The sequence below is a fragment of the Kineosporiaceae bacterium SCSIO 59966 genome (assembly GCA_020881835.1).
GTDB lineage: Bacteria > Actinomycetota > Actinomycetes > Actinomycetales > SCSIO-59966 > SCSIO-59966.
On sequence record CP052876.1, the window covers coordinates 1,973,594 to 1,987,719 of the forward strand.

General features: G+C 70.2%; 12 protein-coding genes. 6 read left to right on the plus strand and 6 right to left on the minus strand.

Annotation, left to right across the window (positions count from 1 at the left end):
* Positions 1-9: 9 nt before the first annotated feature.
* Positions 10-723, minus strand: coding sequence for a cobalamin-binding protein (locus HJG43_09140; GenBank protein UER54680.1), 714 nt, complete (start codon positions 721-723; stop codon positions 10-12).
* 32 nt (positions 724-755) lie between these two features.
* Here HJG43_09140 and HJG43_09145 point away from each other — a divergent pair, with 32 nt between their 5' ends.
* The 3 genes from HJG43_09145 to HJG43_09155 are packed head-to-tail and all read left to right on the plus strand — an operon-like array spanning position 756 to position 3,989.
* Positions 756-1,754 carry a TIGR03557 family F420-dependent LLM class oxidoreductase gene (locus HJG43_09145; GenBank protein UER54681.1) on the plus strand — a complete coding sequence of 333 codons (999 nt, stop codon included), beginning with the start codon at positions 756-758 and terminating at the stop codon, positions 1,752-1,754.
* A 21-nt stretch (positions 1,755-1,775) separates the two neighbouring features.
* A complete protein-coding gene (locus HJG43_09150) occupies positions 1,776-2,399 on the plus strand; it encodes a hypothetical protein (protein UER54682.1) in 624 nt (207 codons plus the stop codon).
* Between the two features lie 9 nt (positions 2,400-2,408).
* The gene (locus tag HJG43_09155; protein ID UER54683.1) at positions 2,409-3,989 is read left to right on the plus strand and encodes an NAD(P)/FAD-dependent oxidoreductase; all 1,581 of its coding nucleotides are present in this window, start codon (positions 2,409-2,411) and stop codon (positions 3,987-3,989) included.
* Here HJG43_09155 and HJG43_09160 read toward each other — a convergent pair.
* Together HJG43_09160 and HJG43_09165 are read right to left on the minus strand one after the other, a co-directional pair.
* Positions 3,986-4,408, minus strand: a complete 423-nt coding sequence (locus HJG43_09160) for an SRPBCC domain-containing protein (protein UER54684.1) — start codon at positions 4,406-4,408, stop codon at positions 3,986-3,988. The genes HJG43_09155 and HJG43_09160 overlap by 4 nt on opposite strands.
* 152 nt (positions 4,409-4,560) lie before the next feature.
* Entirely contained in the window at positions 4,561-4,764 is a 204-nt protein-coding gene (locus tag HJG43_09165) for an SPOR domain-containing protein (GenBank protein UER54685.1), read from the minus strand.
* A gap of 101 nt (positions 4,765-4,865) precedes the next feature.
* Between HJG43_09165 and map the strand changes: the two genes are divergently transcribed.
* The 3 genes from map (at position 4,866) to HJG43_09180 (ending at position 7,672) form a co-directional block, all read left to right on the plus strand.
* Complete coding sequence (gene map / locus HJG43_09170; protein UER54686.1) at positions 4,866-5,747, plus strand: type I methionyl aminopeptidase; 882 nt, start codon at positions 4,866-4,868, stop codon at positions 5,745-5,747.
* An 86-nt stretch (positions 5,748-5,833) separates the two neighbouring features.
* On the plus strand, positions 5,834-6,613 hold the full coding sequence (locus tag HJG43_09175; GenBank protein UER55854.1) for an ROK family protein: 780 nt from the start codon (positions 5,834-5,836) through the stop codon (positions 6,611-6,613).
* 681 nt (positions 6,614-7,294) lie between these two features.
* The gene (locus tag HJG43_09180; protein ID UER54687.1) at positions 7,295-7,672 is read left to right on the plus strand and encodes a hypothetical protein; all 378 of its coding nucleotides are present in this window, start codon (positions 7,295-7,297) and stop codon (positions 7,670-7,672) included.
* Positions 7,673-8,768: 1,096 nt separating this feature from the next.
* Here the strand turns inward: HJG43_09180 and HJG43_09185 are convergent.
* The 3 genes from HJG43_09185 to HJG43_09195 form a co-directional block, all read right to left on the minus strand.
* Positions 8,769-10,178, minus strand: coding sequence for an IS1380 family transposase (locus tag HJG43_09185; protein ID UER54688.1), 1,410 nt, complete (start codon positions 10,176-10,178; stop codon positions 8,769-8,771).
* Between the two features lie 149 nt (positions 10,179-10,327).
* Complete coding sequence (locus HJG43_09190) at positions 10,328-11,701, minus strand: IS1380 family transposase (GenBank protein ID UER55855.1); 1,374 nt, start codon at positions 11,699-11,701, stop codon at positions 10,328-10,330.
* A gap of 414 nt (positions 11,702-12,115) precedes the next feature.
* Positions 12,116-13,525, minus strand: a complete 1,410-nt coding sequence (locus tag HJG43_09195) for an IS1380 family transposase (GenBank protein ID UER54689.1) — start codon at positions 13,523-13,525, stop codon at positions 12,116-12,118.
* Positions 13,526-14,126 lie beyond the last annotated feature (601 nt).

Sequence of the window (14,126 nt, forward strand, 5' to 3'; positions counted from 1 at the left end):
CCACCCGCGTCAGGCAAGGGCGGCACGCAGCTGAGCGGTCAGCACCCCCGGCGCCTGGACCATCGACGGTCCGTACCAGGTGAGCATTCGGCCGTCGACGAACGCGACCGGCAGGCCGGAGAACACCTCCGGACCGTCGTCCGGACCGAAGGGGTACGGCTCGTCGGGCAGGACGACGAGGTCGACCGGCCCCACGGCGTCCGGGGAGAACCTCGGGTAGCGCTCCGGCGACGAGGCGAGCACGTTGTCCACGCCCAGCCGGGCCAGCACGTCACCGGCGAACGTGTCCCGCCCCAGGGCCATCCACGGCCGGCGCCAGACCGGGACGACGGCACGCAGTCGGCGGGGCGCGACGGGCTCGACGTCCTGCCAGGCCCGGGCCGCGGCGTCCAGCCACGCCGGTCGCCCGGCGCCGCACCGCACGAGCACCTCGGCCAGCGACTCCAGCGCGCCGTCCACCGTCCGGATGTCGGTGACGTGCACGGTCAGGCCCTCGTCCCGCAGCGCGTCCAGGTCCGCCGGCCGGTTCTCCTCGGCGTTGGCGAGCACCAGGTCGGGCTCGAGCGCGACGATCGCCGACACGTCAGGGTTCTTGGTTCCCCGGACCCGGACGACGTCCAGGTCCGGCGGATGGGTGCACCAGTCCGTGGCCCCCACCAGCAGCCCGGGGGCGCTGACGGCGACGGACTCGGTGAGCGACGGCACCAGGGAGACCACGCGCACGCTGAGATGCTGTCACGTACTAGCGTCGAGCCATGAGCCTGACCGTCGGGTACGCCGCCATGCTCGAGCAGTTCGGCCCCCGCGAGGCGGTCGACTACACGGCGCTGGCCGAGCAGCACGGGTTCTCCGGCTGCATGGCCGCGGACCACTTCCAGCCGTGGGTCCCGCAGCAGGGGCAGGCGGCGTTCGTCTGGAACGTGCTGACAGCCGTCGGCGAGCGCACCACCGGCGACCTCGGACCGGGAGTCACCTGCCCGTCGTTCCGGTTTCACCCGGCGGTGGTCGCCCAGGCCTCCGCCACCCTCGAGGCGATGTACCCGGGGCGGCACTGGTTGGGGCTCGGCTCCGGTGAGGCGCTCAACGAGCACGTCACAGGCGGGTACTGGCCGGAGGCGCCGGAGCGCATCAACCGGATGTTCGAGGCGATCGAGGTCATCCGCAAGCTGTTCGACGGCTCCCTCAAGGGCAAGGACGTCAAGCACCGCGGGGAGTTCTTCACCCTCGAGTCGACGCGACTGTGGACGATGCCCGAGACCGCGCCGCCGATCCTCGTCGCGACGGCGGGGCCGGTGACGGCCAAGCGTGCCGGCCGGCACGCCGACGGCCTGATCACCGTCGGCGCGCCGCTGGAGAAGATCGGCGGGCTGTTCGACCGGTTCGCCGAGGGCGCCCGCGAGGCCGGCAAGGACCCCGACACGATGCCGCGCGTCCTGCAGCTGCACCTGTCGTGGGCCGCCACCGACGAGGAGGCCCTGCAGAACGCGTTGACCGAGTGGCCCAACGGGGGCATGAAGTTCCCCAAGGCCGACATCCGCTCCCCGCACGACTTCGCCCAGATGGCCCGACTGGTCCGGCCGGAGGACTTCGAGGGCCGGATGGTGATCTCCTCCGACCCCGACGTGCACCGGGCCCACATCCAGCGGTACGTCGACCTCGGCTTCGACCGGATCTACCTGCACAACGTCGGACGCAACCAGCGGGAGTGGCTCGAGGTCTTCGGCCGCGAGGTGCTGCCGCGGCTGAGCCGCTGACGGTCGAGGACGCACCCCGCCGTGGACCGCTCCCGCACCGACCTGCTCGCCGAGCTGCTGGCCGGCACTCCCCTGGTCGAGGACGCCCGCCGGCTCGGCGCGGCGCTGCGCCGGCCATCGCCCGCGGCAGGGGGGCTGCTGCTCGTCGGCACCCCCGAGCACGAGCCGTGGCACCTGACCGCGCACCTCGACGAGGAAGCCCGCTACGCCGCTCTGCCCGACCTCAGCCCGACCCTGGTCCGCTGGCGGGTACCCGCCGGGGCCCCGGCCCACCTGGCGGTGGACCTGAGCCGGCTCGAGGCGGTCCGGCGCGGGGAGAGGCTCCTCGTCGTCGCCCCGGACGAGGCACCGGTACCCCTGCTGGAACGCGCGGACGACGCGCGCCGGCGCGGGGCCCTGCTCGTCTGTCTGGACCGCGGGGACGACGAGCTCGGTGCCCTGGCGGCCGAGCGGATGGTCGTCCCGGCGGCGTCGAGCCCGCTGCTGGCGGCGGGGCTGACCGCCGACGTGCCACCGGTGTTCGACGTCGCCCAGCACCTGCTGTCCGCGGCGGCCGGTGACGCCCCGACCGTGCGTCGCGGCTGGCGCACCCGCCTCGAGGCGCTGCTGGAGAAGGTGTCGGGCCCGGCACCGCCCCGGCACTAGCCTGCGGCGATGGACCGCAGCACAAGGGCCCGCTCCCGTTACGACGCCGTCGTCGTGGGCGCCGGCCACAACGGACTCACGGCGGCCGCCTACCTGGCTCGGGCAGGACGCAGCGTGCTGGTCCTCGAGCGGCTCGACCACGTCGGCGGGGCGGCCGTCTCCGCCGCTGTCTTCCCCGGGTTGGACGCACGACTGTCGCGGTACTCCTACTTGGTGTCGCTGCTGCCCCGCCGGCTGGTCGACGAGCTCGGACTGGGACTGCGCCTGGTGCGGCGCCGCTGGTCCTCCTACACCCCCGTCCGCGGTACCGGCACGGGCCTGCTCGTCGACACCCACGACGTCCAGCGCACCCGCGCGTCCTTCGAGGCCGTCACCGGCAGCACCGCTGACCATGACGCCTGGCAGGAGCTCTACGGCCGGATCGGCCGGGCCGCCCGACGCATCTGGCCGACCGTGACCGAGCCGCTCGTCAGCGCCGAGGAGATGCGCCGGCGCGTGGACGACGACGAGATGTGGGCAGCCCTCACCGAGCGGCCGGTCGGCGAAGTCGTCACGGAGCGGATCACCCACGACGTCGTGCGCGGCGTCGTCCTCACCGACGCGCTCATCGGCACGTTCGCCAGCGCGCACAGCTCCTCGCTCGTGCAGAACTGCTGCTTCCTCTACCACGTCATGGGCAACGGGACCGGCGACTGGGACGTGCCGGTCGGCGGCATGGGCGCGGTGAGCGATGCGCTGGCGGACGCCGCCCGGTCGGCCGGGGCGGTGCTGCGCACCGGTGCGGAGGTCATCGGCGTCGACCCCGCGGGCGAGGTGACGTGGCGGGACGCCGACGGGGAGCACGCGGTGGACGCCGACTACGTGCTCGCGGGTTGTGCCCCGGCGACCCTGCAGCGTCTTCTCGGTCCGCACGGCGCGCCGCCGCCACTCGCCCCGGAGGGCGCCCAGCTCAAGGTCAACATGCTGCTGCGTCGCCTGCCGAGGCCGCTCGAGGACGTCGAGCCGGCCGCGGCGTTCGGCGGCACCTTCCACGTCAACGAGTCCGCCTCCCAGCTCGAGAGGGCCTACGAGCAGGCCGGGAGCGGTCAGGTCCCGACCACTCCCCCGGCGGAGATCTACTGCCACTCACTGTCGGACGACAGCATCCTGGGGCCGGGTCTGCGAGCCGCCGGGGCGCACACCCTGACCCTGTTCGGGCTGCACATGCCCGCCCGGCTGTTCCGGGAGGACCCGGACGGCGCCCGCGAGGCGGCCCTGCGGGCCACCCTGGCCTCCCTCGACAGCGTGCTGGCCGAGCCGGTCGAGGAGCTGCTGCTCACCGACGCCGAGGGCCGTCCCTGCCTGGAGGTGCGCAGCCCGGTCGACCTCGAGCGGGACGTCGGCCTGCCCGGCGGCCACATCTTCCACGGCGACCTGGCGTGGCCGTGGGCGGAGAGCCCCGAGGAGGTCGGTCGCTGGGGGGTGGAGACCGAGCACGAGCGGGTGCTGCTCTGCGGCGCCGGCGCCCGGCGCGGCGGCGGGGTCAGCGGGATCCCGGGGCGGGCCGCCGCGATGGCGGTCCTGGGCCGCACCGGTGAGCCGACGGCCTAGCCGACGACGCCCTCGAGCCGCTCCAGTGCGACCTCCCAGTGCCGGCGCAGCATCTCCGGGTCGTCCCCGTCGTGCAGCCGCTCGTGGACGACGTCCAGCCGGGTGCCCTCACCCTCGGCGGACAGGTGCACGTCCACCAGGCTCGGCGGGTCGTCCTCGGTGAAGTGCCACGAGAAGCGCAGCTGCTCGAGCGGGTGGTAGCTGCGGACCACGCCGTGCGTACCGTCCTCGGCACGCCAGGGATCACCCTTGCTGCCCAGGCTCGCGCCACGACCGAGCAGGGCCTGGGTGCCCGGCTCGGTGATGAGGACCTCCCAGACGCGCTCGACCGGCGTCGGCACCGCGCGCGAGACGCGCACGGTCCGAGGCGATGCGTCGCTGCCGAGCTCCTCTGAGGCGGACTGGGTGGGACTGCTCACGGGCACCTCCGGGTACGAGGCGTCCGGCCCGCTCCGCAGGTCGGGCGGTCGGACGCCGCCTGACTCCCTGTCCCCACCTAGCAGACCAGCGAACCGGCACCGGGACAAGAGGACCTCGGGCCCTGGTGGCTCACTCGCACCTCACGCGCACCTCACTCGGGGTTGCGCGGGCCCTGCTCGCCCCACTCCTCCCACTGGCGCTCCTCCTCGTCCCACTGCTCGGTACGCGCCCGGGCGGTCTCCAGCGCCCGCTCGGCCTCCTCCCGCGTCGGGTACGGGCCCATCAGCACGGACCAGTCGCTCTGGCGACCCTCCTCGACCTGCTTGGTCTCGACGTTGAACCAGTACTCGGGCACCTGCTCCTCCTCGTCGTCCGTCGTCCGTCGTCCGTCGTCCGTCGTCCGTCGTCCGTCGTCCGTCGTCCGGGCCGATCATGACGCCGACCTACACTGGCTGCATGCCCACACCCGCCCCGGCGCGCACGCTGACACCCGGCACCGTCGGCCCCCGCCGCGCCGTCCCGGAGAGTCTGCCGCGCCCGGAGTACGTGGACCGGCCTGCGCCGGCGCCCTACACCGGTCCGGAGGTGAAGAGCCCCGAGGTGATCGAGCGGATGCGGGTCGCCGGCCGGCTCGCCGCGCAGGCGCTCGCCGAGGTCGGCCGCGCCGTCGCCCCCGGGGTCACCACCGACGAGCTCGACCGGATCGGCCACGAGTTCCTCCTCGACCACGGCGCCTACCCCTCCACCCTGGGGTACCGCGGCTTCCCGAAGTCGTTGTGCACCAGCGTCAACGAGGTGATCTGCCACGGCATCCCCGACTCGACCGTGCTGTCCGAGGGCGACATCTGCAACATCGACATCACCGCCTACGTCGTCCTGGACGGGATCGGCGTCCACGGGGACACCAACGCCACCTTCGAGGTCGGCGAGGTGGACGAGGAGGTGCACCTGCTCGTCGAACGGACCAGGGAGGCCACCGAGCGCGGCATCCGCGCCGTGCGGCCCGGCCGTGAGCTCAACGTGATCGGCCGCGTCATCGAGGCCTACGCCCGACGGTTCGGGTACGGCGTCGTCCGGGACTTCACCGGTCACGGGATCGGCACGTCCTTCCACTCCGGCCTGATCGTCCCCCACTACGACGCCGCCCCGCACTACGCCGACGTCATCGAGCCCGGGATGACGTTCACGATCGAGCCGATGCTCTGCCTCGGCACCCACGAGTGGGAGATGTGGGACGACGGCTGGACCGTGGTGACCAGGGACCGCCGGCCCTCGGCACAGTTCGAGCACACCCTGCTCGTCACCGACAGCGGTGCCGAGATCCTCACCCTGCCATGAGTGCCGCACACCGCTAGCGTGCTCACTTCCAGCGCGGAGGAGGTCCGGACGTGAGCAGAGGCGCGCACACCGACGCGGCGCGCGCGATCGGGGTGGACATCGGGGGCTCGGGCATCAAGGGAGCACTGGTCGACCTGACGGCCGGTGACTTCGCCGGTGAGCGGGTGCGGATCGAGACCCCCCGACCCAGCACCCCGGACGCCGTCGCCGTGGTCGTCGCGGACGTCGTGTCGGCGGTCGGCGGGGACGACGACCACGGCCTGGCGGTGGGCGTCACGTTCCCCGCCGTGGTCCAGCACGGGGTGGCCCGCACCGCGGCGAACGTCGACGACACCTGGATCGGCACCGACGTCGCCGAGGTGCTCGGCCGCGCGACCGGTCACCCGGTGCACGTTCTCAACGACGCCGACGCCGCGGGCGTCGCCGAGGCCCGGTTCGGCGCGGCGGCCGACACCGACGGCGTGGTCCTGGTGACGACTCTCGGCACCGGCATCGGCAGTGCCCTGCTCGTCGACGGCCACCTCGTGCCCAACACCGAGCTCGGGCACCTCGAGATCGACGGACACGACGCGGAGACACGGGCGGCGGACTCCGCCCGTGAGCGCGAGGACCTCTCGTGGGAGCAGTGGGCGAAGCGGCTGCAGCGGTTCTACTCGGTGCTCGAGGACCTGCTGTGGCCGGACCTCATCGTCGTCGGCGGCGGAGTCAGCAAGAAGCACGAGAAGTTCCTGCCGCTGCTCGACCTGCGGACGCCGATCGTGCCGGCTGAGCTGCGCAACCGTGCGGGGATCATCGGGGCGGCTGTCGTCGCGGCGGAGCTTCGCGCCGCGGGTTCAGTCGAGCTGAACCTGAGCAATATTCGTTAGCGATGGCCTTGCCATCACCGTTTGCGCGTGCTTGGCTGAGTGAGGAGGAGGCGATCGGCCTCTGGGGAACTCTTCAAGTTTGACGGGGCTGGCTGCTGACACACGTGCTGGCTTCCGGCGTCGGGCTCGGGTGCAGTACAACCGTACGCGGCGCTGGTGGTTGGTTGGGTTGCGGCAGCCGCAAGCGTTACCGGACGACGTCCTTGGCGAAAGCGCCTCCAGGGCGGGCCACCAGGTCTCCACGGTGGTCGCCAGGGTGTGAGCCTGGGGGAGGTTGGAGTCGGCGCACCAGCGGTAGAACCGGCAGAGCCGGTGGGAGATCATGGACCGGTCGGCACCCGTGCCGTGCAGGGCGAGCAGGCCACGCCGTTCCTGCTTGATGATGACGCAGCAAGTGTCGAGGACCACAAGCCACATCGGGGGCGCCGGTTCGTCAACGTACTTGGACTCTTACGGCGTCTTCCACAGCGATTTTCTCTGGTGCAACCTTCAGCCTGGCCAAGACTTGGTTCTGACGAACAGGAATACGTCCTACAACGACGGCCGCTACGCGGGGACCTACTGACAGAGCGAACTCCGCCAAGGCACGCACATGGCAACTGACACCTGGGCCAATACGAACCGTTACGGGTAAGCAACGTCGGAGCAGCGCGTGCGGCGCCCACACGTGGTGGTCACTTTATGCGCAAGGGCACCGAATCCCAAGAGGTTAAAATGGATAAACCAAGGATCGGCTACATATCGGCTGTGGCGGTCGCCGCCCTGACCGTGATCACTGGATGGTGGGTAGCTGCTACTGCTGAGACAACAAGCACGACCGGCCGTCTGCTAATGGTGGGAGCCGCAGTAATCGCGACGGTTGGGCTCGCAATCGCTGGCTCGTCAGTGCGAGGACGCCATAGTTTGCGCATGGCATGCGCGATGCTGCTCGTCGTCGTCAGTCCTACAAGCTTCTTCTACCCACTAAACATGCTAGTGGCGAGCGTAGCCATCGTATTCATTCTTGAATTCTTTTTGCATGATCGCAATCGGAAGCGTCCGGTAGGAACTGCAAAGTGACACTGCGGGTGCGTGAACTGATCATCGTCATACTTGCTGCCCTGCTTACTGTCGCCTGCACAACTAATGCGTCCGATTCACCGTTGACGGGGCCAAACGTTCTTCCCGCATCGAAGATGCCCGAACTGAGGACATCCGACAAGCAAGCAGCTGAACGACGTCCCGGAAGGCCTGCGCCAGGCTGGCGAGGCTACGTTCCCAATCTCAGAAAACTACGAACGCTCCTTTGCCATGTCACTCTACCGAACCAGCGATCTAGTAGAGATCGGCGATGGGCTTAAGCTTGCCCGCAGCTCCTTAGTGGGAGTATTCGTGCGCGAGGGGAGGGAGAAGTCCTTTCCGCGCAGTCCGGAAGTGCGGAAAGCGCTTGGTCCCGCGGGCCTCCATGGCGTCCTAATGACAAAGCGCGACAAAGGGTTGCTTCTCGTGAGCCGAGACGTGAGCCCGTCAGAAGCAAAGGCGCTACTTGTTGAAACATCCCCGGACGGCACGCTACCACAACCGGAAAAGTGGGACCTTATCGCCGCGCAGGACGTCGCCCGCGTCCCCGGAATGGGGTCCATGCCAATGTCACCGCAGCAGATCTCCGGTCACGTTATCTCTTACACTTCAACTCCTGCAGATGAGGCGGCCACCGAATATCAACGATCTATCGTTGTTGGTACGTATCCCGGTCCCGCGTCCGATTTGGGCGTCCTGACGTGGTGGTACGGGGACAGCGAAACGCTAACGATAAACAGTGGCCGGGGGATTGTTCTTCGATTTCCAGCTTTTGTGACTCCACGCGACACTATACCGGCGCCAACTGCGACCCTTGTCGCCTTCTGGCGAGACGGCAGCATAGATCTTGTTCGTACAGTGGGAATGGACGCAGACGCACGGTCCTCAGCGCTGGAGGACGTGCTCGGATCACAGTTCGCGCGTTAGCCCGGATCTTTCATCCCACCGGTGTTGATCATGGCGCTGCGGGTCGTGACCGCGGCGTGGGGTGATTCTGGCAGGAGGGTGTGACAGCGCCCCGAGTGTCGTCTCGGGTGGTCGCCGGTTCCACTGGCCGGTGGGGTCCTTGGGTTTGTCGGGACGGGTGGGCCGGCGCTCACCCGGGGGCGGCGAGGGCACGGAGTTGGCGGACGCCGTCGTCGACGAGGTGTCCCCAGGGCGCGGTCGTCTTGACGTGCAGGACGACCCGGCGGCCGGTGCGTGCCAGGGTGGCCGGGACGGTGAACAACCGCAGTCGTAGCCGTTTGGGCTCCCAGCGCCGGGCGTCGTGCCCGGTGAGAGCCAGCATCTGCATCCACGCGGTGAGCTCCGCGGCGAGAGCGACGATGGCGCACCAGATCTGGTTCTGCGCGAAGTCGTGCAGCGGCAGGTTCGCCAGACCGGTGTCCTTGGCGCAGCGGATGCGGTCCTCGGCGCGAGCCCGGCGGCGGTGCCGCAGTTCCAGGTCGGCCAGCTGGGTGCCCGGGCCGCCGGGGCCGGTGTTGGTGGCGAACGCGGTGATGCGGTGCCCGTCGACGTCGGTGATGCGCAGCTGCGCGCCGGGGTGCGGGCGTTCTTTGCGGATGATGACCCGCATGCCTTTCGGCCACGTCGACAGATCCAGGAGGTGGGTGACCTCGGTGACCCAGGCTCCCTCGCGGACGTCACCGTCGCCGTCGTAGGCGGGGGTCCACGCCTGCTTCGGAATCAGCTTCAGAGTCGGCTCGAAGTCGGCCGGCAGGGTGAACCCGACCGAGTACGACAAGCGTTGGGACACGACCCAGTTCAGGAACTCGTGGGTGGCCCCGGCGGCGTCGGTGCGGATCAGCACCTTGCGCCCGGCCCGGGTGCCCTTGTGGTGGGACGGCAGCTGCCGCAACGCCTCGCGGGTGACGGTGATGTGGTCGGCGGCGGTGTTCGAACCGGCGTTCCCGGGCCGCAGCAGCACCGACAGCGGCTCCCCGGTCCCGTCGGCCCCATGGTCGACGAACGAGCACAACGGGTGGAAGCCGTATCCCCGTTTGAAGGTCGGCGCGGCGGACTCCTTTTCGCTGTGCGAGGTCACCAGCGTGGCGTCCAAGTCGATGACCAGCGGCCGGTCCCTGCTGGTGCCGGCGTCCGGAGCATGCCTGCCGGCCAGCCGCCACGCCGTCGTGCGCGCGACCTGCCGCGCCGCATTGATCGCCTTCAGTGCTGCGGGGGCGTCCTGGGCCAGCGCGCTGATCGTCCGTGACACCGTCGGGTCCGACGCGACCGGGCCGTACACCTCAGGTGCGGCGCGCAGCACCGCGACGTCGGCCAGGCAGTCCCCGCCGAGCACCAGGCTGACCGCCAGGTCCAGTACCACCTTGGCCGGATCGTGGATCGCCAGCGGCTTGCGCCACGGCGCCAGCGCCTGCGACAGCGCCGCATCCAGCCCGGTCGTGGCGACCGTCTCGGTGATCACCGTTCCGCCGCCGTGGCCGACCCCACCGGTACCGGTCGTGTCGACGTGGAGACGCGGATAGAACCGGCTACGCTGCTTCACCTGAACCCTGATCCACCGCGCTGATTCGGCTTGGGTGGTTTCGGTGGCCTGATGAGGTCGGTCGGTGTCGTGGGCGTGGCTGGTCCGCCGGCCTGTGCCGGCTCTTCCACGTCGGGTTCCTCGAGTCGCGCCCTGCTGGGGCTGGATGGTCAGGTCGTTGCCAGGGTGGGTGGGCCGGTCGCGGCCGTCCACAGCGACTCCCATCCGGGTGCCCAGGGCCAGTCGCGGGGCAGGTGGAGGTCGAGCCTGCGGGCGGTGGTGGCGATCCTGGCGGGGACGGCGATGATCTTGGTGCGCAGGCTGGCCCATCTGGCCTTGGCCATGTCTGCTGCGACGGCGGTGGCGCGGGCCAGGTTGAACGCGATCACTGCCAGGGCGACCCAGGCGGCGTTCGCCGCGTATCGTCCGCTGGGCAGGTGGGCCAGGGCGTTGTCTTTGAGCTCGGCGATGACCTGCTCGACGATCGCGTGGTCGCGGTGACGTTCGTCGGCCTCGATGGTCGAGAACGTGCTGTTGGTGATGAAGGCGTGGTGGCGGTAGGTGGCGAACAGCTCGCCCTGCTCGGTCCCATCGCAGGCGAACGGCTGGAGGCGTTTCACGCGGCGGACGATGAGCCGGCAGGTGACGTGCTCGCCCCTGCGGCGGGAGGTGAACGCGGTGAACGGGATCTCGGCGACCTCGGCGTGGGAGACCCACCGCTGCTCGGCCTCGTCGTAGATCGCGTCCGGGTACTCGATCGGCTGCCACGCGTCGGCGGGGATGCTGGCGATCGCTGCGGTGACGGTCTTGGTCATCCGGGCGGTGACCGAGAACCACGCCTGGTGCCTGATCGCGGTGCCGACGAACGCCCACCCGTAGTAGGCCGAGTCCGCCCGGGCCAGGATCCGGCCCCTCACGCCAGCGGCGCGGGCGGTGGTGATCCCCTGGGCCAGCAGCCGGCCCGCGCCCGTGGCCGAGGCGGTGTTCCCCGACCGGAGCCTCGCGCCGGCGATCACCGGCGCGGCCAGCGGGGTCGAGACCGTGGCGAGCTGGATGTTCAGGCCACGCTGCTTGGTGTACCCGAACGCGGCGCCCTGCTTGGCGTAGCCGTGGACCTCCCGCACGGTGTCATCGACATCGACCGTGGCGATCCCGCCGGTGTCCGCGCCGGCCAGCAGGCCCGGGACCCGCACCGCCAGGCCCGCCACCAGCCTGGCGTTGACCTTGTCGAGCTGCTGGACGTGCCCGTGGGTGAACGACCGCAGGAACGTGCCCAGCGTGGAGGGCGCGCGGACCCCACCGAACACCTTCGTCATCCCGCCGTGCCGCAGCAGGTCCATGTCATCGATGCAGTCCGCGCCGGCCAGCATCCCGGCCACCACGCACGCCGCCTTCACCGCAGCGTTCGGCGAAGGCACCGTCACCTCCTCCAGGAGGTCGTACAGGCCGGCGGTCTCGGCCAGCCGCAACGCAGGGACCAGGCCCGCCGACGACACCAGGTTCGGGTCATCGAAGACCGGCCGGATCGTGTGAGAAGGTTTCACTTGCGAGGTGCTCCTCTTGAGCGGTTGGACGTAGACGTCGCAATCCACATCCTCCCAGCTCAAGAGGGCATTCTCGCCCTACGCCACGCTCACACCGCCGAACCCGGTCGGTGGATCAGGGCTGAAAGGTGCTCCTCGATCTGGAACGCGTGGACCTTCGACAAGCCACATCATCCCAGGTCAGGAGCACTTTTCATGTGATGAACGCGCCGTCAGGCCGGACCGCGACGAAAGCGCCGGGTTAGCCCGGATCTTTCATCCCACCGGTGTTGATCATGGCGCTGCGGGTCGTGACCGCGGCGTGGGGTGATTCTGGCAGGAGGGTGTGACAGCGCCCCGAGTGTCGTCTCGGGTGGTCGCCGGTTCCACTGGCCGGTGGGGTCCTTGGGTTTGTCGGGACGGGTGGGCCGGCGCTCACCCGGGGGCGGCGAGGGCACGGAGTTGGCGGACGCCGTCGTCGACGAGGTGTCCCCAGGGCGCGGTCGTCTTGACGTGCAGGACGACCCGGCGGCCGGTGCGTGCCAGGGTGGCCGGGACGGTGAACAACCGCAGTCGTAGCCGTTTGGGCTCCCAGCGCCGGGCGTCGTGCCCGGTGAGAGCCAGCATCTGCATCCACGCGGTGAGCTCCGCGGCGAGAGCGACGATGGCGCACCAGATCTGGTTCTGCGCGAAGTCGTGCAGCGGCAGGTTCGCCAGACCGGTGTCCTTGGCGCAGCGGATGCGGTCCTCGGCGCGAGCCCGGCGGCGGTGCCGCAGTTCCAGGTCGGCCAGCTGGGTGCCCAGGCCGCCGGGGCCGGTGTTGGTGGCGAACGCGGTGACCCGGTGCCCGTCGACGTCGGTGATGCGCAGCTGCGCGCCGGGGTGCGGGCGTTCTTTGCGGATGATGACCCGCATGCCTTTCGGCCACGTCGACAGATCCAGGAGGTGGGTGACCTCGGTGACCCAGGCTCCCTCGCGGACGTCACCGTCGCCGTCGTAGGCGGGGGTCCACGCCTGCTTCGGAATCAGCTTCAAAGTCGGCTCGAAGTCGGCCGGCAGGGTGAACCCGACCGAGTACGACAAGCGTTGGGACACGACCCAGTTCAGGAACTCGTGGGTGGCCCCGGCGGCGTCGGTGCGGATCAGCACCTTGCGCCCGGCCCGGGTGCCCTTGTGGTGGGACGGCAGCTGCCGCAACGCCTCGCGGGTGACGGTGATGTGGTCGGCGGCGGTGTTCGAACCGGCGTTCCCGGGCCGCAGCAGCACCGACAGCGGCTCCCCGGTCCCGTCGGCCCCATGGTCGACGAACGAGCACAACGGGTGGAAGCCGTATCCCCGTTTGAAGGTCGGCGCGGCGGACTCCTTCTCGCTGTGCGAGGTCACCAGCGTGGCGTCCAAGTCGATGACCAGCGGCCGGTCCCTGCTGGTGCCGGCGTCCGGAGCATGCCTGCCGGCCAGCCGCCACGCCGTCGTGCGCGCGACCTGCCGCGCCGCATTGATCGCCTTCAGTGCTGCGGGGGCGTCCTGGGCCAGCGCGCTGATCGTCCGTGACACCGTCGGGTCCGACGCGACCGGGCCGTACACCTCAGGTGCGGCGCGCAGCACCGCGACGTCGGCCAGGCAGTCCCCGCCGAGCACCAGGCTGACCGCCAGGTCCAGTACCACCTTGGCCGGATCGTGGATCGCCAGCGGCTTGCGCCACGGCGCCAGCGCCTGCGACAGCGCCGCATCCAGCCCGGTCGTGGCGACCGTCTCGGTGATCACCGTTCCGCCGCCGTGGCCGACCCCACCGGTACCGGTCGTGTCGACGTGGAGACGCGGATAGAACCGGCTACGCTGCTTCACCTGAAAGGTGCTCCTCGATCTGGAACGCGTGGACCTTCGACAAGCCACATCATCCCAGGTCAGGAGCACTTTTCATGTGATGAACGCGCCGTCAGGCCGGACCGCGACGAAAGCGCCGGGTTAGGTCAGGTCTGGCGAATCTGCGGCCTCGCACGCGGTAGGCGTTAGGTGTGCACCATCGTCATGACCTGACTGAGGAGCAGTGGGAACGGTTGGAGCCGTAGCACGTGCCTGAGAACCTGTGTCAGCGGCGGCGTCCCTGGATGTCACACCGACAGGTGATCAACCCGAGTCCTGGGGCGCACGCGAATAGTTCGCTCTGGCGTGATCTGCCGAAGGTGAGACGCTTCTGACCGGAAGATGGGTCGTCGGGGGCTGCCACGTCGCGGACTCCGCCGTCGGGAACCTCGTCGTGGTCGACGGCGTGGGCTGACCCGTTGTGGCGGAGTCGGCAGGATCCGGAGAGTCCGTGGGCGTGGGCGTCGAGGGGGTCCACGTGGCCGGGTCGGACGTCGTCGGGTCGGACGTCGTCGGAACCGGCGTCGTGGGAACCGGCGTCGTGGGAACCGGGGTCGTGGGGACCGGGGTCGTGGGAACCGGG

Excerpts from the sequence above, each read along its gene's own strand:
- HJG43_09155 (UER54683.1), top strand. The coding sequence starts at position 2,409 with ATGGACCGCAGCACAAGGGCCCGCTCCCGTTACGACGCCGTCGTCGTG.
- HJG43_09180 (UER54687.1), top strand. The coding sequence starts at position 7,295 with ATGCGCAAGGGCACCGAATCCCAAGAGGTTAAAATGGATAAACCAAGG.
- map (UER54686.1), top strand. The coding sequence starts at position 4,866 with ATGCCCACACCCGCCCCGGCGCGCACGCTGACACCCGGCACCGTCGGC.
- HJG43_09145 (UER54681.1), top strand. The coding sequence starts at position 756 with ATGAGCCTGACCGTCGGGTACGCCGCCATGCTCGAGCAGTTCGGCCCC.